This is a genomic window from Massilia norwichensis (genome assembly GCF_024753245.1).
Lineage (GTDB): Bacteria > Pseudomonadota > Gammaproteobacteria > Burkholderiales > Burkholderiaceae_D > Telluria > Telluria norwichensis.
In genome coordinates, this window is record NZ_JANUGX010000001.1 from 366,075 (window position 1) to 387,505 (window position 21,431).

The 21,431-nt window shown below is 68.7% G+C and carries 17 protein-coding genes; 1 reads left to right on the forward strand and 16 read right to left on the reverse strand.

Translation table 11 applies throughout. The features are described 5' to 3' along the window. Positions 1-27: 27 nt before the first annotated feature. Genes NX782_RS01590 through NX782_RS01600 form a run of 3 tightly spaced genes read right to left on the reverse strand, consistent with a single transcriptional unit; the run spans position 28 to position 5,304 of the window. The gene (locus NX782_RS01590) at positions 28-960 is read right to left on the reverse strand and encodes an electron transfer flavoprotein subunit alpha/FixB family protein (RefSeq protein ID WP_258843733.1); all 933 of its coding nucleotides are present in this window, start codon (positions 958-960) and stop codon (positions 28-30) included. Between the two features lie 19 nt (positions 961-979). Next, positions 980-1,729, reverse strand: a complete 750-nt coding sequence (locus NX782_RS01595) for an electron transfer flavoprotein subunit beta/FixA family protein (protein WP_258843734.1) — start codon at positions 1,727-1,729, stop codon at positions 980-982. 11 nt (positions 1,730-1,740) lie between these two features. Next, the gene (locus NX782_RS01600) at positions 1,741-5,304 is read right to left on the reverse strand and encodes an indolepyruvate ferredoxin oxidoreductase family protein (RefSeq protein WP_258843735.1); all 3,564 of its coding nucleotides are present in this window, start codon (positions 5,302-5,304) and stop codon (positions 1,741-1,743) included. 96 nt (positions 5,305-5,400) lie between these two features. Between NX782_RS01600 and NX782_RS01605 the strand changes: the two genes are divergently transcribed. Next, entirely contained in the window at positions 5,401-6,312 is a 912-nt protein-coding gene (locus tag NX782_RS01605; RefSeq protein ID WP_258843736.1) for a LysR family transcriptional regulator, read from the forward strand. Between the two features lie 8 nt (positions 6,313-6,320). Here the strand turns inward: NX782_RS01605 and NX782_RS01610 are convergent, their stop codons facing one another. The 13 genes from NX782_RS01610 to NX782_RS01670 form a co-directional block, all read right to left on the reverse strand. Further along, positions 6,321-7,445 (reverse strand): acyl-CoA dehydrogenase family protein, encoded by a 1,125-nt coding sequence (locus NX782_RS01610; RefSeq protein WP_258843737.1) that lies wholly within the window; start codon positions 7,443-7,445, stop codon positions 6,321-6,323. A 26-nt stretch (positions 7,446-7,471) separates the two neighbouring features. Next, entirely contained in the window at positions 7,472-8,272 is an 801-nt protein-coding gene (locus tag NX782_RS01615) for a crotonase/enoyl-CoA hydratase family protein (RefSeq protein ID WP_258843738.1), read from the reverse strand. Beyond that, positions 8,269-9,315: an acyl-CoA dehydrogenase family protein gene (locus NX782_RS01620; protein WP_258843739.1), complete on the reverse strand. Its 1,047-nt coding sequence runs from the start codon at positions 9,313-9,315 to the stop codon at positions 8,269-8,271. Before NX782_RS01620 ends, NX782_RS01615 begins: the two co-directional genes overlap by 4 nt. 11 nt (positions 9,316-9,326) lie before the next feature. Beyond that, positions 9,327-10,472, reverse strand: coding sequence for an acyl-CoA dehydrogenase family protein (locus NX782_RS01625; RefSeq protein WP_258843741.1), 1,146 nt, complete (start codon positions 10,470-10,472; stop codon positions 9,327-9,329). An 89-nt stretch (positions 10,473-10,561) separates the two neighbouring features. Further along, entirely contained in the window at positions 10,562-11,869 is a 1,308-nt protein-coding gene (locus tag NX782_RS01630; protein WP_258843742.1) for an amidohydrolase family protein, read from the reverse strand. A gap of 123 nt (positions 11,870-11,992) precedes the next feature. After that, positions 11,993-13,267, reverse strand: a complete 1,275-nt coding sequence (locus NX782_RS01635; RefSeq protein WP_258843744.1) for a cytochrome P450 — start codon at positions 13,265-13,267, stop codon at positions 11,993-11,995. A gap of 91 nt (positions 13,268-13,358) precedes the next feature. Then, complete coding sequence (locus NX782_RS01640) at positions 13,359-14,129, reverse strand: SDR family NAD(P)-dependent oxidoreductase (protein ID WP_258843745.1); 771 nt, start codon at positions 14,127-14,129, stop codon at positions 13,359-13,361. 44 nt (positions 14,130-14,173) lie between these two features. Then, positions 14,174-15,373 (reverse strand): MFS transporter, encoded by a 1,200-nt coding sequence (locus NX782_RS01645; protein ID WP_258843746.1) that lies wholly within the window; start codon positions 15,371-15,373, stop codon positions 14,174-14,176. Beyond that, entirely contained in the window at positions 15,366-16,439 is a 1,074-nt protein-coding gene (locus NX782_RS01650; RefSeq protein ID WP_258843747.1) for a phosphotransferase family protein, read from the reverse strand. Before NX782_RS01650 ends, NX782_RS01645 begins: the two co-directional genes overlap by 8 nt. Further along, the gene (locus NX782_RS01655; protein WP_258843748.1) at positions 16,436-17,710 is read right to left on the reverse strand and encodes an acyl-CoA dehydrogenase family protein; all 1,275 of its coding nucleotides are present in this window, start codon (positions 17,708-17,710) and stop codon (positions 16,436-16,438) included. Before NX782_RS01655 ends, NX782_RS01650 begins: the two co-directional genes overlap by 4 nt. A gap of 38 nt (positions 17,711-17,748) precedes the next feature. Then, entirely contained in the window at positions 17,749-18,486 is a 738-nt protein-coding gene (locus NX782_RS01660) for an SDR family NAD(P)-dependent oxidoreductase (RefSeq protein ID WP_258843749.1), read from the reverse strand. Further along, a complete protein-coding gene (locus NX782_RS01665; protein ID WP_258843750.1) occupies positions 18,483-20,750 on the reverse strand; it encodes a CoA transferase in 2,268 nt (755 codons plus the stop codon). The genes NX782_RS01660 and NX782_RS01665 overlap by 4 nt, the downstream gene beginning before the upstream one ends. Further along, the gene (locus NX782_RS01670) at positions 20,747-21,262 is read right to left on the reverse strand and encodes a carboxymuconolactone decarboxylase family protein (RefSeq protein WP_258843751.1); all 516 of its coding nucleotides are present in this window, start codon (positions 21,260-21,262) and stop codon (positions 20,747-20,749) included. Before NX782_RS01670 ends, NX782_RS01665 begins: the two co-directional genes overlap by 4 nt. Positions 21,263-21,431 lie beyond the last annotated feature (169 nt).

Below are 21,431 nucleotides of genomic sequence, written 5' to 3' on the forward strand. Positions count from 1 at the left end.
CCCCGGCGGGAACGGCGGTGTCACTGCTTATCCCAACTCCTCCACCAGCGCCGGCACGACCTCGAACAGATCGCCCACGATGCCATAGTCGGCCACCGAGAAGATCGGCGCTTCCGGGTCCTTGTTGATGGCGACGATGGTCTTCGAGTCCTTCATGCCGGCCAGGTGCTGGATGGCGCCCGAGATGCCGACGGCGATGTACAGGGTCGGGGCGACGATCTTGCCGGTCTGGCCGACCTGCCAGTCGTTCGGCACGTAGCCGGCGTCGACGGCGGCGCGCGAGGCGCCCATGGCGGCGCCCAGCTTGTCGGCCAGCGGCTCCAGCAGCTTGAAGTTGTCGCCCGAGCCCATGCCGCGGCCGCCGGAGACGACGATCTTGGCGCCGGTCAGTTCCGGACGGTCCGACTTGGCCAGTTCACGGCCCACGAAGGACGATTTGCCCGAATCGGCGACTGCAGCGATCGATTCGACGGCGGCCGAACCACCTTCGGCGGCAGCGGCGTCGAAGCCGGTGCTGCGCACGGTGATGACCTTGACCTTGTCGCCCGACTGCACGATGGCGATAGCGTTACCGGCGTAGATCGGACGCTCGAAGGTGTCCGGCGCATCGACCTTGGTGATTTCCGAGATCTGGGCCACGTCCAGCTTGGCGGCGACGCGCGGCAGGATGTTCTTGCCGTAGGCGGTAGCCGGGGCGAGGATGTGCGAATACGAACCGGCGACCGCCAGGATCTGCTCGGCGACGTTCTCGGCCAGGCCATCGGCGAAGTGCGGCGCATCGGCGACCAGCACTTTCGAGACGCCTGCGATCTTCGCAGCCTGCTCGGCGACGCCGCCGCAGCCGGCGCCGGCGACCAGCACGTGCACTTCGCCGCCGCACTGGGCGGCCGCGGTCACGGTGTTCAGGGTGGCGCCCTTCAGCGAGGCGTTGTCGTGTTCAGCAATTACGAGTGCGACCATGATGTTCTCTTATCCTTGGTTAGATGACTTTGGCTTCGGTGCGCAGTTTCTGCACCAGGGTCGCCACGTCCGGCACTTTGATGCCGGCCGAACGCTTGGCCGGCTCCGACACTTTCAGCGTCTTCAGGCGCGGGGTCACGTCGACGCCCAGGTCTTCCGGCTTGATGGTCTCGAGCGGCTTCTTCTTGGCCTTCATGATGTTCGGCAGCGTCACGTAGCGCGGCTCGTTCAGGCGCAGGTCGGTGGTGACGATGGCCGGCAGGGTCAGGGCCACGGTTTCCAGGCCGCCGTCCACTTCGCGGGTCACGGTCACTTTACCGTCTTCCAGCACGACTTTCGAAGCGAAGGTCGCTTGGGGCCAGCCCAGCAGCGCCGCCAGCATCTGGCCGGTCTGGTTCGAATCGTCGTCGATCGCCTGCTTGCCCAGGATGATCAGCTGCGGCTGCTCCTTGTCGGCCAGGGCTTTGAGCACCTTGGCCACGCCCAGCGGCTCGATCTCGGCGCCGGTCTCGACCAGGATGCCGCGGTCGGCGCCGATGGCCATGCCGGTACGCAGGGTTTCCTGGGCCTGGGTCACGCCGCAGGTCACGGCCACGATCTCGGTGACCTTGCCGGCTTCCTTCAGGCGGGTCGCCTCTTCCAGCGCGATCTCGTCGAACGGGTTCATCGACATTTTGACGTTGGCGACATCGACGCCGCTGCCGTCGGACTTGACGCGGACCTTGACGTTGTAGTCGACCACGCGTTTGACTGGTACCAGTATTTTCATGCCTATCTCCTTCAAGTCTTGTTTTGGTGGGCCGAAGCGCCATAGAGCGCCATGAGCCGGGCGCGCCGTTCGGCCGCCGCGTCCATGGCTTTTTCCTTCACGTGGCCGTAGCCGCGTATTTTTTCGGGCAGCCGTCCCAGCTCGAGCGCGGTATCCAGGTGTTCAGGGGCCAGGGTCTCGCAGAACAGGCGCACGAGGGCGAAGTAGTCTTCGACCAGTGCGCGCTCGCGGCGCCGCTCGGCGGTCTTGCCGAAGGGGTCGAGCAGCGTGCCGCGCAAACCCTTGAAGCGGGCCAGGACGGAGAATGCCTGCATCATCCATGGGCCGTAGCTTCGCTTAACGAGCCTGCCGGCGGCGTCGCGCGCGGCGGTCATGGGCGGCGCCAGGTGGAAATGGAGCTGGTAATCCTTGCCCGGCTCACCCTCGAACTGGCTGCGCAGCTCGGCCAGGAACTCGGGCGCGCTATGCAGGCGCGCCACCTCGTATTCGTCCTTGTAAGCCATCAGCTTGGCGAGGTTGCGCGCCACCGCCTCGGTCAGCGCCAGCCTCCCGCCGGGGTCGACCCCGGCCTCCACCTTGCGCAGGCGCTCCACCGACTCACGGTAGCGCCGGGCATATGCCGGATTCTGGTAGGCCGTCAGCAGCGCCACCTGCTGGGCGATCAGGCGATCGAGGGTCACGGGGAGCGGAAGCGGCCTGGCCTGCGCGGCCGGGGTCGCGGGTGCCGCCGTGGCGGGTGCGCCGAGCGCAGCCGGATCGTGCGCCGCCAGCCGGCCAGCCTCGAAAGCCTGCTGGTTCTTCTCGACCGCGACACCGTTCAATTCGATTGCGCGCAGCAGCGCGGCGCGTCCCAGCGGCACCCAGCCCTTTTGCCAGGCGTAGCCGAGCAGCAGCGGGTTGGCGTAGATCGTGTCGCCAAACAGGCGCAGCGCCAGCGCATTCGCGTCCACGAACTCGCAGGTCTCGCCGATGGCGGTGCGCAGGTCGTCCTCGGCCGCGGCGCCCGGGAACTTCCAGTCGGGATTCGACAGGAAGGCCGCCGCCGGCACCGACGCGCTGTTGACGATGGCCCGCGTCCGGCCGCGCCGCACCCGCGACAAGGCGTCGGCGGAAGCCGCCACCATCGCATCGCAGCCGATCAGCAGGGCCGCCTCACCCGTCGGCACCCGGGTCGCGTGGATGCTGTCCGGATGCGCCGCGATCTGCACGTGGCTGAGCACCGCGCCGCCCTTTTGCGCGAGGCCGGTGATGTCGAGCACCTTGACGCCCTTGTTTTCCAGGTGGGCCGCCATGCCGAGCAGCGCGCCGATGGTCACCACGCCGGTGCCGCCCACGCCCGGCACGACGATGCCGCAGACACCCTCGAGCGTGGCTTGCACCGGTTCCGGAACGACGGGAGCTTCGGCGGCGGCCGCCGCCACGGCACGGGGCCGGCGCAGCTGGGCGCCTTCGGCGGTGACGAAACTCGGGCAGAATCCGTTCACGCAAGAGAAATCCTTGTTGCAGGAACTCTGGTTGATTCTGCGCTTGGTGCCGTACGGGGTCTCGAGCGGTTCGACCGACAGGCAGTTCGACGCCACCGAGCAGTCGCCGCAGCCCTCGCAGACCGCCGGGTTGATGAAGGCGCGCCGCGCCGGGTCCGGATAGTCGCCGCGCTTGCGCCGGCGACGCTTCTCGGTGGCGCAGGTCTGGTCGTAGATCATGACCGATACCCCGGCGACTTCCCTGAGCTCCAGCTGCAGGGCGTCGAACTGGTCGCGGTGATGCACCGTCACAGCATCCGGCAGGCCGGCGCGCGCGGCATATTTTTCCGGCTCGTCGCTCACCACCAGCACCCGCACCGCGCCTTCGCTCACGACCTGCTGGGCGATCTGCGCTACGGTCAGGGTGCCGTCCACCGGCTGGCCGCCGGTCATCGCGACCGCGTCGTTGTAGAGGATCTTGTAGGTGAGCGTGGCCTTGGCCGCGATCGCGGCCCGGATCGCCAGCAGGCCGGAATGGAAGTAGGTCCCGTCGCCGAGGTTCACGAACACGTGCTTGTCGCGCGTGTAATGCATCTGGCCGAGCCAGCTCACGCCCTCGCCGCCCATCTGGGCCACGGTCTCGGTGCGGCGGTCCATCCACAAGGCCATGTAGTGGCAGCCGATGCCCGCCAGCGCGCGCGAGCCCTCCGGCACCCTGGTCGAGGTATTGTGCGGGCAGCCCGAGCAGAACCACGGCTTGCGCTCCGCCGTCACGCGCGGCCGCGCCGCCTCGCGCTCCTTGGCCTCGATCACGGCGATGCGGGCGTCGATCGCGGCTCGCAGATGCCGCGGCAGGCCGGCCTGGCCCAGGCGGCGCGCGACCGCCTTGGCAATCAGCGCCGGCGACAGCTCGTAGCGCGCCGGCAGCAGCCACTCGCCGCGCGGCGAGGCCCATTCCCCACCCTCCATGCCGCGTTCGTCGAATTTTCCGTACACGCGCGGCCGTTGCTCGTTCGGCCAGTTGTACAGCTGCTCCTTGATCGCATATTCGAGCACCTGGCGCTTTTCCTCGACCACCAGGATCTCCTCGAGCCCGGCTGCGAATTCGCGCACGTCGTCCGCGTGCAGCGGCCAGACGCAGCCGACCTTCAGGATGCGGATGCCGATGGCGCGGCAGGCCGCGTCGTCCAGGCCGAGGTCGGCCAGGGCCTGGCGCAGGTCGAGGTAGGCCTTGCCGGCGGCGACGATGCCGAAGCGCGCATCCGGCGCGTCCAGCACCACCTGGTTCAGCTTGTTGGCGCGGACGTAGTCGAGCGCGGCATACCACTTGCTCTCGACCAGGCGCGCCTCCTGCTCCAGCGGGCCGTCGGGCCAGCGGATGCCCAGCCCACCCTCCGGCAGGGGCGTATCCGGCGCCACGATGCGCAGGCGCTGCGGATCCATCTCGACCGAGGCCGAGGATTCCACCACGTCGGTCACGCATTTCATCGCCACCCACAGCCCGGCATGGCGGCTCATCGCCCAGCCGTGCAGGCCGTAGTCGTGGAATTCCTGCACGCTGGATGGGTACAGTACCGGAATGCCGCAGGCCACCAGCAGGTGTTCCGACTGGTGCGCCACAGTGGACGACTTGGCGGCATGGTCGTCGCCGACCAGCATCAGCACGCCGCCCTTGGACGAGGTCCCCGCGGCATTGGCGTGCTTGAGGACGTCCGCCGAGCGGTCGACGCCCGGTCCCTTGCCGTACCACATGCCGAACACGCCGTCGCGTGTGGCGCTGTCGTACAGGTTCACCTGCTGCGTGCCCCACACCGCGGTGGCCGCCAGGTCTTCGTTCAGGCCGGGCTGGAACACCACGTCGTGGCTGTCGAGGTGCTTTTTTGCCTTCCACAGCGCCAGATCCAGGCCGCCCAGCGGCGAGCCACGGTAGCCCGACACGTAGCCGCCCGTGTTCAGGCCGGCATCGAGGTCCCGCTGTTTCTGCAGCATCGGCAGGCGCGCCAGCATCTGCACGCCGCTCAGGTAGATGCGTCCCTGGTCGACCGTGTATTTGTCGTCGAGCGCGACGGCGCGCAGTTCTACTGCGGCGGCAGGCGTTAGCGGCGAGTTCATGCAATGTCTCCGTCAAGAATTTTTATGAACAGAGTCTACAAAAATGTTCAACTATCGTAAAATCAAAAATCATGAGCCCAGGTATCAGAAAAACGCATGCCCAGCACCGATAACGTCAGCCTGCGCCAGTTGCGCTACTTCGTCGCCGCCGCTGAGACCGGCCGTTTTTCGATGGCCGCCACGCGCGCCCACGTATCGCAGTCGGCGATCACCAACGCGGTGCTGCTGCTGGAGCAGGAACTGGGCCTGCGGCTGTTCGACCGCAAGCCCCACGGGGTCGCCCTGACCGCCGACGGCCAGCGTTTCTACCACCGGACCCGCGGCATCCTCGACTCGCTGGCCGACTGCCTGCGCGAACAGCATCTGCCGGCCCTGCAGTTGGCGGGCCCGCTGCGGGTGGGCGCTTCCTACACCCTGCTCGGCTATTTCCTGCCGCCGCTGCTGGCGCGCTTCCGCGACCAGTATCCCGGTGTCGACATCGACCTGGCCGACATGCACCGCCAAGCCATCGAAGACGAAGTCGGGTCCGGGCGCCTGGACATGGGCGTGGTGATCCTGTCCAACCTTCCGGAGCGCGAACACTTTGGCCACCATGTGCTGGTGCGTTCGCGCCGCCAGCTGTGGATGGCCGCCGACCATCCCCTGCTCGGAAAGGACAATGCCGCCCTGTCCGACATCGCGGCCTACCCGTATATCCAGGTGACGGTGGACGAAAGCGAGGAGTCGACCCGGCGCTACTGGGAAGCGCGCGGCGTGCAGCCCCACATCGCCTTCCGCACCAGCTCGATGGAAGCGCTGCGCGGCCTGATCGCCCATGGCTTCGGGGTCAGCATCCTGTCGGACATGGTGTACCGCCACTGGTCGCTCGAGGGCAAGAAGATCGAGGCGCGCCCGATCCTGGACCTCGTGCCGGACATGGAGGTCGGGCTGATCTGGCACCGCGACCGCCCGCAGGGACAGCCGGCCGAAGCCTTCCGCCAGTTCCTGATACGGACCAGCGGAGGCTGAGCCAGGCGCTACAGCGAGCGGGCGATGATCTCTTTCATGATCTCCGATGTGCCGCCGTAGATCCGGGCGACGCGGGCGTCGACCCAGGCGCGGCTGATCTTGTACTCGCTCATGAAGCCATAGCCGCCGTGCAGCTGCAGCAGCTCGTCGAGCACCCTGCCCTGCATTTCCGATCCCAGCAGCTTGCACATCGCGCCCACCTCGGCCGACAGCTCGCCGCGCATGGCCTTGGCCAGGCAGTCGTCGACGAACACGCGCAGCATCGTGGCCTGGGCCTTGCATTCGGCCAGCTTGAACCTGGTGTTCTGGAAGTCGAACACCGGCTTGCCGAACACCTTGCGTTCGCGGACGTATTCCAGCGTGTCGTCGAGCAGGGCTTCGATGCTGGCGGCGGCGCGCAGGCCGATGATGGTGCGCTCCCACGCCAGCTGGTGGGTCAGGTAGGAAAAGCCCTTGTTTTCCTCGCCCAGGCGGTTCGCCACCGGCACCCGTACTTCGTCGAAGAACAGCTCCGAGGTGTCCTGGCCCTTCAGGCCGATCTTTTCCAGCAGCTTGCCCTTCGAGAAGCCCGGGCGATCGGCCTCGACGCAGATCAGGGTCAGCTCCTTCGCGTTCGGGTCCAGCTTGGTGGCGGTGACCATCAGGTCGGCGTTGCCGCCGTTGGTGATGAAGGTCTTCTGGCCGTTCACCACGTAATCGTCGCCGTCCCGCCGCGCGCTGGTGCGCATCGAGCGCAGGTCCGAGCCGATCCCCGGTTCGCTCATGGCGATCACCCCGATCGTCTCGCCGCTGACCATTTTCGGCAGCCAGCGCTGCTTCTGTTCCTCGCTGCCATACGCCACGATATACGGGGCCACGATCTCGGAATGGGTGGTGAAGCCGATCGCGGTGGCGTTCACGCGCGCCAGTTCCTCGATCATCACGGCCGAGTGGCCGAAGTCGCCGCCGGCGCCGCCATATTCTTCGGGCACGGTCGAACACAGCAGCCCCACCTCGCCGGCCTTGCGCCATACGGACTTCGGCACGATGCCGGCGTGCTCCCACTCTGCCAGGTGGGGCACGATCTCGTTCTCGATGAACCGCCGGGCCATCTCGCGGAACATATGGTGGTCTTCACGGAACACACTGCGCATGCTGCCTCTCCTGATGTAGATCGGGCCTAGCGGCCCTTGTATTGCGGTTCGCGCTTGCCCAGGAAGGCCGATACCGCTTCCGCGTGGTCCTCGGTGTGATGGGCCAGCGCCTGGTAGGCGGCCGACATCTCGAGCAGCGAATCGAGCCGCATGTGCTGGCCCTCGCGCAGCAGGCGCTTGGTCAGGCGCAGGCCGTGTGACGGATTGGCGGCCATGCGCCGCGCAATCGCCAGCGCGGCCTCCTGCAGCTGCGCCGCCGGCACCACCTCGGTCACCAGGCCCCAGGCCAGGGCGGTGGCGGCGTCGATGGTGTCGCCGGTCAGCGCCATCAGGCTGGCCTTGGGCATGCCGACGATGCGCGGCAGCAGCCAGGCGCCGCCGTCTCCCGGAACGATGCCCAGCTTGACGAAACTCTCGGCGAACTTGGCGCTGTCGGCCGCGATCCGCACGTCGCACATGCAGGCGAGGTCGAGGCCGGCGCCGATCGCCGGGCCGTTCAAGGCCGCGATCACCGGCACCTCCAGGCTGTACAGGCACAGCGGGATGCGCTGGATGCCGTTGCGGTAGCTTTCGCTGACTTCGTAGGGCGAGCCGGCGAAGATGCCGCCGCGCTCGGCCATGTCCTTGACGTTGCCCCCCGCGCAAAAGGCCGGGCCGTTCCCGGTCAGGATCACCACCTTGACGCTGCGATCCAGACGCACCGCCGCGCACAGGTCGACGAATTCCTGCATCTGCGATGGACTGGTCAGGGCGTTGCGGGTCTCCGGACTGTCCATGCGCACGGTCAGGATCGCGCCCTCGCGCTCGATGTTCAGGAATGGGCTCATGCGCTCTGCTCCTGCAGGGTAGCGACATGGCCGGCGGTGACGCCGGGCCAGAAGCTTTCCGCGCCGGCGGCGCAGACTGCCCTGCCCAGCCGCTGCGACCAGGCGCTGGCCGACCCGAACTCGCTGCGCCAGGACCATAGCCGGCGCGTGCTCAGGTGCAGCGTATGTTCGTGCGTGAAGCCGATCGCGCCGTGCACGGCATGGGCCACGCCGGCGCCGATGCCGGCCGCCTCGGAAGCGCAGATCTTGGCCGCGATCGCCTGCAGCCGGACGATGCGCGTTTCCGCCGCTGCGAACGCCGCTTCCGACGCCATGACCGCCGAGGCCGTGTGCTCTGCCAGCACTGCGAGCTGGTGCTGGATCGCCTGGAAGCTGCCGATCGGCTTGCCGAACTGGACGCGCTCGCCGGCATACGTGCTTGCCAGCGCCAGCACGCCTTCCAGCGCACCGGCGATCTGGGCGGCGCGCACCATGGCGCCGCCCAGCAGCAGCACATCGGCCGGCCAGCCCTGCGGCAGGCTGGCCTGCGCCACCGGCGCCACATCCTGGAACAACAGCGTCGCGCGCGGCTCGGCGGCGGTGTTGGCGCCATCGCGCCGGCTGGCCGCTTCGGTCGGCAAGAGCACCACGGCCGGCTCCGGGCCGCCGGTCACGGCCACCACCAGCGGTACGGTGTCGCCCCAGGGCACCTCGAGCGCTTCGCCGCTCACCGCACCGTTCTGCAGCCGCAGCGAGCCGGCGCCGACGACGCTGACCGCGCCGGCGGCGGGCGCCAGCCCGGTCGCGCCCAGCAGCCAGTTGGCGAGCATCGCTTCCGGCAGCGGCAGCGGCAGGTTGTAGCGACCGGCCAGGCGGATCACGCCGCACACGTCCGCCCAGCTGGCGCCGGCCCCGCCCAGTGCCTCGGGCGCCAGCGCCAGCGGAAAGCCGGACTCCTCGACAGCCGCCCACATCGCTTGCGGCCAGGCGCCGTCCTCGCAGGCCAGCACCGCCGAGGGGCTGGCCAGGTCGGCGAACAGGCGCTCGACCGTGGAATCGAACATTTGTCTCATGATTAACGCATTCCCAGTCCGCGCGCGATGATCCCGCGGAGAATTTCGCGCGTACCGCCGCGCAGTGAAAATGAAGGAGCCTCCTGCATCAGGTAGGCCAGTATCCGCGCATGCTCGCTGCCGCCGCGCGTGGCGGGCACGACCTCCAGCAGCGCCTGGGCCAGCTCCGGGATCTCCTGCTCGAAGCTGGTGCCCAGGTCCTTGACCACCGAAGCTTCCCAGGCCGGATTGCGGCCGGCCGCCAGGTGGGCGGTGACCGCGAGCGACATCTGGCGCAGGTTGATGAGCCGCGCCGTCAGGCGGCCGATCTCCCTTGCCTGCAAGGCGTCGGGGTCGGCGCCCACCGCCTCGACCAGCGACTGCAGCAGCGCGATCGAACTCAGAAAGCGTTCCGGCCCGCTGCGCTCGAAGGCCAGTTCAGCCGTGACCTGGGCCCAGCCCTGGCCCTCGGCGCCGATCAGGGCGCCGGCGTCGAGTTCCACGTCGTCGAAGAAGACTTCGTTAAAGTGGCTGGCGCCGGTCAGGTCCTTGATCGGACGGATCGTAATGCCGGGCAGCGACAGGTCGACGATGAATTGCGACAGCCCCTCGTTGCGCCGGCTCTCGGGATCGGTGCGCAGCAAGGCGATCATGTAGTGCGAGCGCTGGGCATTCGTGGTCCACACCTTCTGGCCGTTGACGATCCATTTGTCGCCGGCGCGCCGCGCGCTGCTCTTGATCGAAGCCAGGTCGGAGCCGGAGTTCGGCTCGCTCATGCCGATGCAGAAGAACTGCTCGCCGCGGCAGATGGCCGGCAGGTGGAAATCCTTCTGGGCCGCGCTGCCGTAATGCAGGATCTGGGGACCGCTCTGGCGGTCGGCAAACCAGTGCGCGGACACCGGCGCGCCGGCCGCCAGCAGTTCCTCGATCACCACATAGCGCGCGAAGGGGCTGGCCTCGGCGCCGCCATAGCGTTTCGGCAGGGCCATGCCGATCCAGCCGCGCTCGCCCAGGCGGCGGCTGAAGCCGGCATCGAAGCCCATCCAGGATTCGGCGCGCCGGCTCGGCGGGACCGCGGCCAGCGCGTCGGCGAGGAAGCCCCGCACCTGCGCGCGGATCGCCTCCGCCTCGGGCGGAATGGGACTGTAGGTGAACTGGTCAATGGACATGGTCGCTCATGGTTCGAATGGGCGTGGATCGACCGCTGCGCGCGCAGGCCGGCGCGCAGCGACGAATGCCGGCCTGCGCCGGCGTGCGCTCAGAGCGCGGTCTGGGCGTCGGCGGCGGCGAACATCTTGTTGATGTCGCCGGACGTCACCGGACGGCTCGGATCGCGTTCCGGCGCCGCGCCGCCCAGGCCGAGAGCCGGCTCGATGCTGACGTGGGTGGCCTGCGCCTTGAGCGCGCCGACGGTGCAGTTTTCGCGGCCTAGAATGGCAAAGGGGTCGTAGGAGAACTCGCGCATCGCGTTCAAGTGGGTGATCTTGTTGATCACCTCGTCCGACAGGTGCTGCGCCTGCTTCCAGAACACGTCGGCCGAATACGGCCAGGTGCAGTCGGAGTGCGGGTAGTCGCACTCCCAGGTCACCTTGTCGACGTTGATCGAATCCAGGTTCTTCAGGCCGAACGCATCTTCGATGAAGCAGGTGATGATGTGTTCATTGAAGATCTCGCTGGGCTTCTTGCCGCCGAAGTTGGAGTTGGTCCATTCGTGGTGGTGGCTGTGGGTGAAGTCCGCGCGCTCGAGCAGGTAGGGAATCCAGCCGATGCCGCCTTCCGACAGGGCCATGCGCAGCTTCGGATACTTCTTCCACATCGGCGCCCAGATCCAGTCCGCCGCCGAGTTCGAGATCGAGATCGGCATCGACGTGATCCAGGCGTCGATCGGCGATTCGTCCGATGCGTGGGCCGCCTTGACCCCGGTGCCGATGTGGCAGCAGATGACGACGTCGTTGTCGGCGCAGGCCTTCCACAGCGGGTCCCAGTGGTCGTTGTGGATCGACGGGTAGCCGTGCACGGTCGGGTTGTCGGACAGGGTCAGCGCGTGCACGCCCTGGGCCGCCAGGCGCTTGACCTCGGCGGCCGCGGCCTGCATGTCCCACCAGGGCACCATCATGAGGGGGATGAAGCGGCCGGGCGCGGCATTGCACCAGTCGTGCAGGTGCCAGTCGTTGTAGGCCTGGATCGCCGCCAGGCTGACTTCCTTGTCGTTCATCATCTGGAAGCGCTGGCCGGCGAAGCCCGGGAAAGTCGGGAAGCACAGCGAGCCGAGCACGCCGTTGGCGTTCATGTCGTCCACGCGCGCCTTGATGTCCCAGGTGCCGCGGCGCATCTGCTCGTAGGAGAGCGGCTCCATGCCGTACTCGTCCTTGGGGCGCCCCACCACCGAGTTCAGGCCCATGTAGCCCGTCGCACGGTCTTCGAAGACCCAGACGTCGCGGCCCTTGATGTTGTCCACCCGCGGCTGGCGGCCCTTGAATTTGGCCGGCATGTGGCGGTCGAAAGCGCCGCGCGGTTCGATCGCATGGTCGTCCACGCTGACGAGGATCAGGTCTTCAAATTTCATGTTTGTCTCCAAGGAAATGGAATTCGCCCCAACAGCGAACGGTTTTCTTCTGCTGTCAATTTTAGAACAGAAAACGAAAACATTAAACACATTTTCGCTTTCTGTTCATTTTTGGCGGATCGATCAATCCCAGATCACATGGACGTGCTTCGGCCCGCGCAGTTGCGCGCCGGTAATGCGCGGCGGCGCCTGCCCGGGGTCGAGGCGCAGGTTCGGCATCAGATCGAGCACGGCGTTGACCGCAACCTGCAGCTCGGTCTTGGCGATGAACTGGCCGATGCACATGTGCGGCCCGAAACCGAAACCGAACGAGGGCTTAAGCTTGCGGTCGATGTCGAATTCCTCGCTGCGCTCGAAGGCCTCCTCGTCGCGGTTGGCGGACGAGACGATGCATTGCACCATCGCGCCTTTCGGGATCGCCATGCCGGCCAGTTCCAGGTCCTGCGCCGCCTGGCGCACCTTGAAGGTGGCCACCGGCTCGAAGCGGATCGCTTCGTCGATGGCTTTCGGCACCAGGCTGCGGTCGGCGCGCACGCGCGCCAGCAGGTCCGGCCGTTCCAGCAGCAGGGTCATCAAGGTGCCGAAGGTGCGCGTGGTGGTTTCGGCGGCGGCCGGCAGCAGCGAGCGCACGAAGGTCGTGACCTCGTGGTCGTCGAAGCGGCGGCCATCGCTTTCGGCGCGGATCAGGCGACTGATCAGGTCATCGCCCTCGGCGCCCTTGGCCCGCACCTCGACCACGGCTTCACGGGTGGCGTCGTACAGCGCCTTGGCCGCCTCCATGGCCGCCTTGCGCGCCTGCGCGGCCTTTTCGGCGTCGACCTGGGGCCCGGCCAGGATCGCCAGCGCCCACGCCGCGTACTGCTTGATCTTCTCGGGGTCGTTGCCGGGGAAGCCGATCAGCGCGTAGATCAGGCGGATCGGGAACAGCAGCCCGAAGTCCATCAGGTCGGCCTTCTTGTTGGCGACCAGCGGCAGCAGGAATTCCTCGCGCACGATCGGATCCATCTTGGTGTCGCGCCAGCTGTTCACGACCTCGGGCATGAAGATCGGCTGCAGCAGCGCGCGCGCCTTCTTGTGCGCCTCGCCGTCCATGCCGGTCAGGATCAGGCCGTCGAAGAAGGCGCCCAGCCCTTCGGCGATGAAGCCGCTGGTGTAGTTGGCGGCGTCGCGCAGCACCGCCATCGTTTCTTTGTACTTGAACACCGTAAAGGTCGGGCGGTTCGGATCCAGCCCGGCGATGTTCGGCACGCCCAGCTTGCCCATGAAGTTCTCGGCGATGATCGGCGAGTTCCGGCGCATGTCGCGGTAGATCGCATGCAGGTCCACGTCCTCGCCGCGGTAGTTGTCCGCCACGCCCGAGTAGGCGCTCTCCAGGCTCACGTTCTTGGTACTGCTCATTGTCATCCTCCATCGTTATTTGAACACTTTTCAAGATAGTGCTCTATTTACGCAGAAATGCCAAGCAATACGCACGCCCCTGGCGCCGCCCTCAGGGGATCATCAGCCCGCCATCGACCGCCAGCGTCTGGCCGGTGATGAAGCGGGCGCCCTCGCCCATCATGAACACGACGAAGGGCGTCATGTCGCGATCCGGATCCCCCAGCCTGCCGCCGAGCGGGATCAGGCCGGCCATCATGCGGTCGTGCGCGGCCAGCGCTTCCGCATCCATGCGCGCGCGGTGCGCTTCGTACATCGGCGTCCACATGCCGGGGGCGGCGGCGTTGACGCTGATGCCATGCCGTCCCCATTCCTTGGCCACGGTGCGGGTCCAGCCCAGCACCGCCGCCTTCGCCGCCGAGTAATGGGCACAGCCGGGCAGGCCCATGACCCCGGCCGCCGAGCCGAAGTTCAGGATGCGCCCGCCGCGCTCGCGCAGGTGCGCGAAGGCGGCCTGGTTGGTGTTGAGGGTGCCGCGCGCATTGACGTCGAACATCAGGTCCCAGTCGGCGTCGCCGATCGCCTCGGCGGGCGCGGCGCGCTCGATGCCGGCGATATTGACCAGCCCGTCGAGACCGCCCAGCCACGCAACGGCCGCGCCGAACGCGCTTTCCACCTCGGACCGGGAACGGACATCGCAGTGGAAATAGCTGACGGCCCCGGGCCCGGCCGCATCGGCGCGCGCGGCCTGTTCGCGGCCCGCGGCGTCGCTCACATCCATCGCGACCACCCGCGCTCCGGCCGCGACCAGGCCGCGCAGCACACTGGCGCCGATGCCGCCGGCGGCGCCGGTGACGATCAGGCGCTTGTCCTTGAGTTCCATATGTTCTCCTCGTGAATGCTTCGTGCCGTCGTTTCGCAGCATGTTCAGCTGCCGCGATCGGGATGGATGGTGCGCGCCTGCAGGCTGCCCAGGCCGAGTGCGGCCGACATGAGCCAAAACAAGGCCGCGGCGCCGATGCCCGCGCCGATAGCGCCGAACAGCAGCGGCATCACGGCCATCGATGCGTGCAGGGCCATCGAGCGCAGCGCCAGGCCCTCTCCCTGGCGCTCGGGCGGCGTCACCTCGTGCAGGGTGGCAAGGATGGCCGGCTGCACCAGTCCCAGCCCGATGCCGAGGATGGCCGCGCAGGCCGCCATGGCCCACGCGCTAAGGAATAGCGGATAGGCGGCGAACACGGCGCAGGTCAGCACCAAGGCGCCGCACAGCAAGGCCCGGCGCGACAGGCGTCCCACGACCAAGGGCATCAGCAGCCGCACCGTCATCGACGCCGCCGCATAGGCTGCCAGCACCAGGCCCAGCGCGGAAGCGTTCAGGCCGCGTTCGACGCCCAACAGTGGCAGAGCGAAACCGTGCACGTCCCAGCTGAGCGAGACCACCCAGCTGATGAACAGCAGGCGGCGCAGGGATGGCAGCCGCAGCAGGTCCCAGGCCGAGCTCTTGCGCCCACCCGGTTCCGGGACCGGACGCGGCGCCTCGCGCGGCACCGCCTGCGCCGCCAGCAAGGTGGCGGCGGGCAGCAGCGCCAGCGCCAGGAAGGCCGCGGAAAATCCGGCGTGATCGATCAACAGGCCCGCCAGCATTGGTCCGAACAGCCCGGCCAGCGCCGGCGCCAGCGCGATCCAGCTGAACACCTGCAGGCGCTCGCTGTCGCTGCGAGCCAGCCGGCTGGCGCTGCGCTGGATCGCAATCATGCCGAAGCCGGACCCCGCGCCGCACAGGGCGGCGGCCGCGCATAGCGTGAAGAGGTTCTGTTGTGCGCCCGCCAGCAGGGTGCCGCCGAGCGAGCAAACGGCGGCGATGCGTACCGGCAGGTGGTAGCCGCGGCGGTCCGCCAGGCGACCGGCCGGCAGCGCCAGCAGCGCCGGGAACAGCGCGAACATTGTCATCACCAGGCCCACCGACCAGGCCGAGCAGCCGAGGCGCAGGACGTTCAGGGGCGCAGCCAGGCGCACACCCTGCACGCAGGCATGCAGGCCGACCTGGCAGGCGACCATTGCGCCCAGCGCCAGGTGCATGCCGCGCTGCGGTGCCGTTTCATCCTTTTCCGCCGCGGCGCTATGCATGACCGGCCCCGATGGCGTCCCGCGCCTGTTCCAGCAGCCGCACGGCCGCGGCGTGATGCTGCACCCCGGTGTCGCGAGGACCAAAGCCGGCGCATGAGCGGGCATGGCTTGCCTCCAGCATGATGCCGAGCTTGAAGCGCGCCAGCGCCACGTACCAGTCGATGGCGGCAAGGTCGCGCCGGCTGCCGGCGCCGTAGCGCTGCACCAGCTCGGCCGGCGTGGCCAGGCCAGCCGCTGGCGCGATGCGGATGGTGCCGGCGCCGCGGCCCTGCGCGTCCGGCCAGGTGGCGACCAGCCACCCCAGGTCGAGCAGCGGGTCGCCGATGGTCGCCAGCTCCCAGTCGATGATGGCCGCCAGGCGTGGGCTGTCGCGCCGGAACATGACGTTCCCGAAGTGATAGTCGCCGTGCAGGATGCCGGGCGTGAACCGGGCCGGCACCCGCTCGCGCAGCCACTGCGCCACCTCGTCCACCCCGGGCAGCGCCCGCGGCCCCGGCCATCCGGCGTACTGCCGGCATTCGTCGAGGTGGCGCAGCCAGCGCGGCACCTGGCGCTCGAGGAAACCGTCTGGTTTGCCGAAATCCGCCAGCCCGGCCCGTCCCGGGTCGATCTTCCCCAGCCGCAGCAGGCCGTCGACCATTTCCAGCCCAAGTTGCCGGCGCCAGTCGGCATTCACGGCGTAGGGCGCGGGCAGCGGATGGGGCGTGGCCGTGAAACCCTCCACCGGCGCCATCAGGTAGAACGGCACGCCCAGCACCTCGCTGTCGTCGCAGGCGGCGATCAGTTCCGGATGCGGCACCGCGCTCGCATGCAGCGCCCGCAGCAGCCGCGCTTCGCGCAGGAAGCCGCGCCGGGCCTCCGGACTCGCGCCCGGCCGCGGGCAACGCAGCACATATTCCGCGCCGGCGCCGCGCCGGAAGCGCAGCAGGATGTTCTGGGTGCCGCCGGTCAAGGCCGTGACGGTCCCGATCGCTCCCTCGCCGAGGCCCTGCCGGTCCATCCAGCGCGCCAGCGCATCCAGGTCGAGCGCCTCATGCGCGCCGGCCTGCGCCGCCGTCGCGTTCACGCGAGCACCGCGCGGAACTTGTCGGCGGCCGCGGCCGCCGCGGTCGGACGGTGGTAGGGAGGGAACAATGCCTCGCACGGCGCGTAGTCGCGCAGCAGCTGGCGCGCCAGCGTCACCTTGTGCACCTCGGTCGGGCCGTCCGCCAGTCCCATCTGGTAGGCGCGCACGATCATGCCGACGAAGGGCATCTCGGCCGAGACGCCGATCGAGCCGTGCACCTGCAGGGCGCTGGACGCGATGTCGTGCAGGACCTTCGGCATGGCCGCCTTGACCGCCGCGATGTCCTTGCGGACCTTCTGGTAGTCGTGGTACTTGTCGATGCGCCAGGCGGTGCGCATCACCAGCAAGCGGAACTGCTCGAGCTGGATCCAGGCGTCGGCGATCTTTTCCTGCACCATCTGCTTGTCCGACAGGGCCGATCCCTGGGTGCTGCGCGACAGCGCGCGCTCGCACAGCGCATCGAGCGCCTTCTGCGCCTGGCCGGCGACGCGCATGGCGTGGTGCACGCGCCCACCGCCCAGGCGCACCTGGGCGATCGCGAACGCCTCCCCTGGCGCGCCCAGCATGCAGTCGGCGCCGACACGCACCTGGCGGAAGTCCAGATAGGCGTGCGTGGCCTCGGGATCGTCGGCGACCCCGACGTTGCGGATGATCTCGATGCCAGGCGTATCGGCCGGGACCACGAACATGCTCATGCCCTGGTAGGGCGAGACGGTCGGATCGGTGACCGCCATCACGATGAAGAAGGCGGCATAGCGCGCGTTCGAGGCGAACCACTTCTGGCCGTCGATCACCCAGCCGGCGCCGTCGCGCACGGCGCGCGAGGTGAAGACCTTCGGATCCGCGCCGCCCTGCGGCTCGGTCATGGCGAAGCAGGAGACCACCTCGTTGGCAAGCAAGGGCTCGAGAAAGCGCTTCTTCTGGTCCGGCGTGCCGTAGGCGGCCAGGATCTCGCAGTTACCGGAATCGGGCGCGTGGGCGCCGAACACGATGGGCGCGAACAGCGCGCGCCCGAGGATCTCGTTCATCAGGCCCAGCTTGACCTGTCCATAGCCGGGCCCGCCCAGTTCCGGCCCCAGGTGGCAGGCCCACAGGCGGCGCTCCTTCACCTGGCGCTGCAGCGGCCGCACCAGGAGGTCGAAGCGTGCATCGTGGATGTTCCAGGGGCTGCCCAGTACGTGTTCGAGCGGCTCCACCTCGTCGCGCACGAACTGCGCCATCCAGTCCAGCTCCGCCTGGAACTGCGGATCGGTCTCGAAATCCCATGCCATGTCTTGTCTCCCGATAGTGTAAGTTCGTCCGGCTCCGCTCAGGCGAGCAGCAGGCCGCCGTCGACCAGCAGGGTCTGGCCGAGCACGTACGCCGCCAGCGGCGAGGCGAGAAACAGCGCCGCCCCGGCCATGTCGCCCGGGGTGCCGAGCCGTCCCAGCGGGATTTTCCTCAGCGCCGACTCGAGCCGGTCGGGGTGATCGGTCGTCACGCGCGTCAGCTTGGTCGCCACCAGGCCGGGCGCGATCCCGTTGACGCGGATGCCGTCGCGCGCCCAGGCCTCGCCCAGGGTACGCGTCAGGCCGAAGGCGCCGGTCTTGGATGCGTTGTAGGCCGGCGTCCCGACAGTGGAGTGGAAAGCGGCGGCCGAGCTGACGATGATCATCGATCCCCCGGCCCGCGCCAGCATGCCGTGGAAGCGGTCGCCGCAAGCCATCAGGCTGACCAGGTTGAGGTTGACCACTTCGCGGAAAGCATCGACCTTGAACTCCACGCGCCGATAGCGCACGATCCCTTGCGCGCAGACCAGCACGTCGAGCCGCTCGAAGGGCGGCGCCATTGCCGCCACCGCCGCGGCGTCGGCGACGTCGACCCGGGCGTAGTGCAGGCCTTCCAGGTCCGAATCGGGCGAATCGGCATAATCGGCGGCGCCGGGGCGCGTGCCCCACACGTACACCTCGGCGCCGCGGGCTCGGAAGGCCTGGGCTATGCCGTTGCCGATCCCGCTGGAACCGCCGACGACCAACACGGTCTTGCCTGAAAAATCGAGTTCGTTCACGGATGTCGGTCCGATGCTTGCATGGTGGTGCTCAAGCCCTGTTGCTCGAGCGCGGCGACCTGGAGGGCGTCCAGGCCGAGCATTTCCCAGACTTGCCGGCTGTGCTGGCCCAGGGCCGGCGGCGCTCGATCCAGCGTCAGCGGCAGGTCGCCGAAGTCCCAGAACGCGCCGACCTGCTCGAGTTCCCCGTACACGGCATGCCGGTAGCGCGCGTGCAGGCTGGCGGCCGCATGGCCGGGATCGTCGTGGAAGGCCTCGCCCTGCCGCTCAAGCACCGGCTCGGCCGGCACGCGCGCGTCACGCAGCAGCGCAAGCGCCTGTTCGCGCCGGCGCGCCGCGAACCAGGCCTCGCGTTGCGCGGGTGCGCCGGCCAGCGCGGCCAGGGCCTGCGCTTCGGATGCGTCCAGCGCCGCCACCGCCAGCCAGCCGTCCTGGCAGCGGTAGAGGCGATGGTCCGGCGACACACCGGTCTGGGCCCCGTCCAATGCCGCGATGGGGGTGATCGAGCCATCCGCCAGCATCACCGCTTCGGCAAGGGTCGGCAGGGTCGCGCCGAGCAGCGAGGCGCTGACCATCCGCCCTTGCCCGTCCTCGCCTTGCCGGTACAGCGCCAGCAAGACCGCGAATACCGAGGACAAGGCGGCGAAATAGTCGCCGACCCCGAAGCGCAGCCACATCGGCGGATTGCCGGCGCCGCCGCATACAGTCTCCCAGCCGCAGGCCGCCTGCATGAGCTGGTCGAAGCCCGGCCAGTCTTTCTGTTCGCCCGCCGGGCCATACGCGCTGATATGGCAGAACACCAGCGAGGGTTTGATCGCACGGAGGGCGGCATGGTCGACGCCCAGCTTGCGCGCGGCCGGCATCCGGATGTTGTGATGCACCACGTCGGCCCAGCGCACCAGGGCGGCCAGCGCAGGCGTGGCGCCGGGTACGCCGAGCTTGAGGGTGACGCCCAGCTTGCCGCGCTGCGTACCCGCGAAGACGCGCTCGAGGCGCCGCATCGCGTCGCCATTCGGCGGTTCGACCTTGATCACCTCCGCGCCGAGGTCCGCCAGCAGCATGGTGGCAAAGGGGCCGGCAAGGTAGGCGCCGAGGTCGAGCACCTTGATGCCGGCAAGCGGCGCCAAGGCGGCGTCGCAGGCCGGCGCCGCGGGCGCAGCCTGGGGCCGGGGCCGGGGCGCCGCCGGCGCCCCCTGTTCGAGAGCCTGCAAAGGTCCACGCACACGCGGCGGCGGCTCGCCCGTATAGGCCGGCCCTGGCTGCAGCACCCTGCCGCGCCGCGGGTCGTCGAGCGCGACCACATAGCCGTTGGTCCGGGCCTGCGTGCTGGCATAGATAGCACCGAAGGGCGCCGCCACCTGTGCCGCGACGTCGTGCGCCCAGAAGTGTTCCACCCACTCACGTGCCGGACGGGTGGCCATGATGGCCTTGTTGGCGCCGAAATTCGGCGCCACATGGCTGGGCGGATATTTGGCGTTCTCCGCCGCCACCGCCGCAGGCCCCATGGCCGCCAGCGCCTCGGCCATCCAGGGCGCCTTGTCGGGCGAATAATGCACGTGGACCCAGTCGCCGTCCAGGCAGCGGTGCAGCGGGATCGGCGTCGTTTTCGACAGTCCCCGGGCGAACGCCGGCGTCGGCTGCTGCGCACGCGACCAGTGCATGCTCATCGGCGCCAGGGCGGCCTGGGCCAGGCTGGTGTGGGCGACGCCCCCGCGGCCGTCGCGGCGGCGCGCGATCAGGCGGGCCATGATCCCGACGGCGCAGAACCAGGCCGCCAGCCAACTGGCGAAGGGCATGCGCACGAAGACCGGGCCGTCGCGGTGGCCGGGCTGCTCGTCGAGCAGGCCCAGACGCGCCAGCACCAGGGTTTCCCGTGCCGGCGCGTTCGCCAGCGGATGCCTGCCCGGCCAGCCGGCGATGGCGGCAATGACAAGGCGCGGATGGCTGCGGCTCAGCGCGGCATCGTCCAGGCCTTGCGCGGCGGCCTGCGCCGGTCCCATGTCATGCAGCAGCACGTCGGCGTCGTCCAGGAGTCGCGTCAGCTCCGCGCGCCCGGCCGTGCTGTCGAGGTCAAGCCCCAGGCGCCGCTTGCCGCGATTGAGCACCGAGAACAGCACGGCATCGCTGTCGGGTGCGCCGCCGGGAGGCTCGATCCGGATCACGTCGGCGCCGGCCTCCGACAGCTGCAGTCCCGCGGCCGGACCGGCGATGCCACCGGCAAATTCGATCACGCGGATGCCTTGCAGGATGGGCAGCTTGCTCATGGCTTGTCCTCGTAGGCCTGCTGCACATAGGTCATGCGGCCGCCGGCCAGCATCAGCGCGCAGAACATGTTCAGCTCGACGATCTCGGCAATGGCGAAGTGACGCTTGAGCAAGTCGAATAGAGCGTCGTCGATCGCCGTGTAGTCGGCCGCGAACAGCTCGGCATAGCGTAGTGCGGCCTGCTCGGCCGGCGTGAAGCGCGCCGCGCTCGAGGACAGGCAGGCCAGATCTTCCTCGCCGACGCTATCGTCCTTGCGCGCCAGCTGGCAGGCCTTGCAGTTCGTGATCGAGGCGATCTTGAGACGCACCAGTTCCTTCAGGCGGCCAGGCAGTACGCCGCGCAGGTGCATCGCCTCGAGGGTGGCGAGCCAGGATGCCGCCGCTTCCGGCCGATGCGCCCAGACCTGGACCGGGAGCGTGGAACCGAGCATGCGGCTGGCGCGGCCGCGTTCGACCGCCGCGCCCAGATCCGGCGGCAATGCCTCGAGCGGCACCGGCGGCAGGCGGCTCATGCCGCCGGCCCTGTCAGGGGTTTTGCGTCATCGTGCGAGAGTCCGGCCATGCTCGTCTCCTCTCCCGCTGTCGTTTTGGACGATCTGGCGCGGGAAGAATTTAATGAACAGATTTCTTTTTTATGTTCAATATAGACGCATTTTTCAAAAATGTCGACCGTTCTCTTGC

Bases quoted from the DNA above. Each gene is read 5' to 3' on its own strand.
- NX782_RS01595 (WP_258843734.1), bottom strand. From the start codon at position 1,729: ATGAAAATACTGGTACCAGTCAAACGCGTGGTCGACTACAACGTCAAG.
- NX782_RS01605 (WP_258843736.1), top strand. From the start codon at position 5,401: ATGCCCAGCACCGATAACGTCAGCCTGCGCCAGTTGCGCTACTTCGTC.
- NX782_RS01620 (WP_258843739.1), bottom strand. From the start codon at position 9,315: ATGTTCGATTCCACGGTCGAGCGCCTGTTCGCCGACCTGGCCAGCCCC.
- NX782_RS01615 (WP_258843738.1), bottom strand. From the start codon at position 8,272: ATGAGCCCATTCCTGAACATCGAGCGCGAGGGCGCGATCCTGACCGTG.
- NX782_RS01625 (WP_258843741.1), bottom strand. From the start codon at position 10,472: ATGTCCATTGACCAGTTCACCTACAGTCCCATTCCGCCCGAGGCGGAG.
- NX782_RS01655 (WP_258843748.1), bottom strand. From the start codon at position 17,710: ATGGCATGGGATTTCGAGACCGATCCGCAGTTCCAGGCGGAGCTGGAC.
- NX782_RS01610 (WP_258843737.1), bottom strand. From the start codon at position 7,445: ATGCGCAGTGTGTTCCGTGAAGACCACCATATGTTCCGCGAGATGGCC.
- NX782_RS01640 (WP_258843745.1), bottom strand. From the start codon at position 14,129: ATGGAACTCAAGGACAAGCGCCTGATCGTCACCGGCGCCGCCGGCGGC.
- NX782_RS01630 (WP_258843742.1), bottom strand. From the start codon at position 11,869: ATGAAATTTGAAGACCTGATCCTCGTCAGCGTGGACGACCATGCGATC.
- NX782_RS01665 (WP_258843750.1), bottom strand. From the start codon at position 20,750: ATGAGCAAGCTGCCCATCCTGCAAGGCATCCGCGTGATCGAATTTGCC.
- NX782_RS01635 (WP_258843744.1), bottom strand. From the start codon at position 13,267: ATGAGCAGTACCAAGAACGTGAGCCTGGAGAGCGCCTACTCGGGCGTG.
- NX782_RS01645 (WP_258843746.1), bottom strand. From the start codon at position 15,373: ATGCATAGCGCCGCGGCGGAAAAGGATGAAACGGCACCGCAGCGCGGC.
- NX782_RS01590 (WP_258843733.1), bottom strand. From the start codon at position 960: ATGGTCGCACTCGTAATTGCTGAACACGACAACGCCTCGCTGAAGGGC.
- NX782_RS01600 (WP_258843735.1), bottom strand. From the start codon at position 5,304: ATGAACTCGCCGCTAACGCCTGCCGCCGCAGTAGAACTGCGCGCCGTC.
- NX782_RS01670 (WP_258843751.1), bottom strand. From the start codon at position 21,262: ATGAGCCGCCTGCCGCCGGTGCCGCTCGAGGCATTGCCGCCGGATCTG.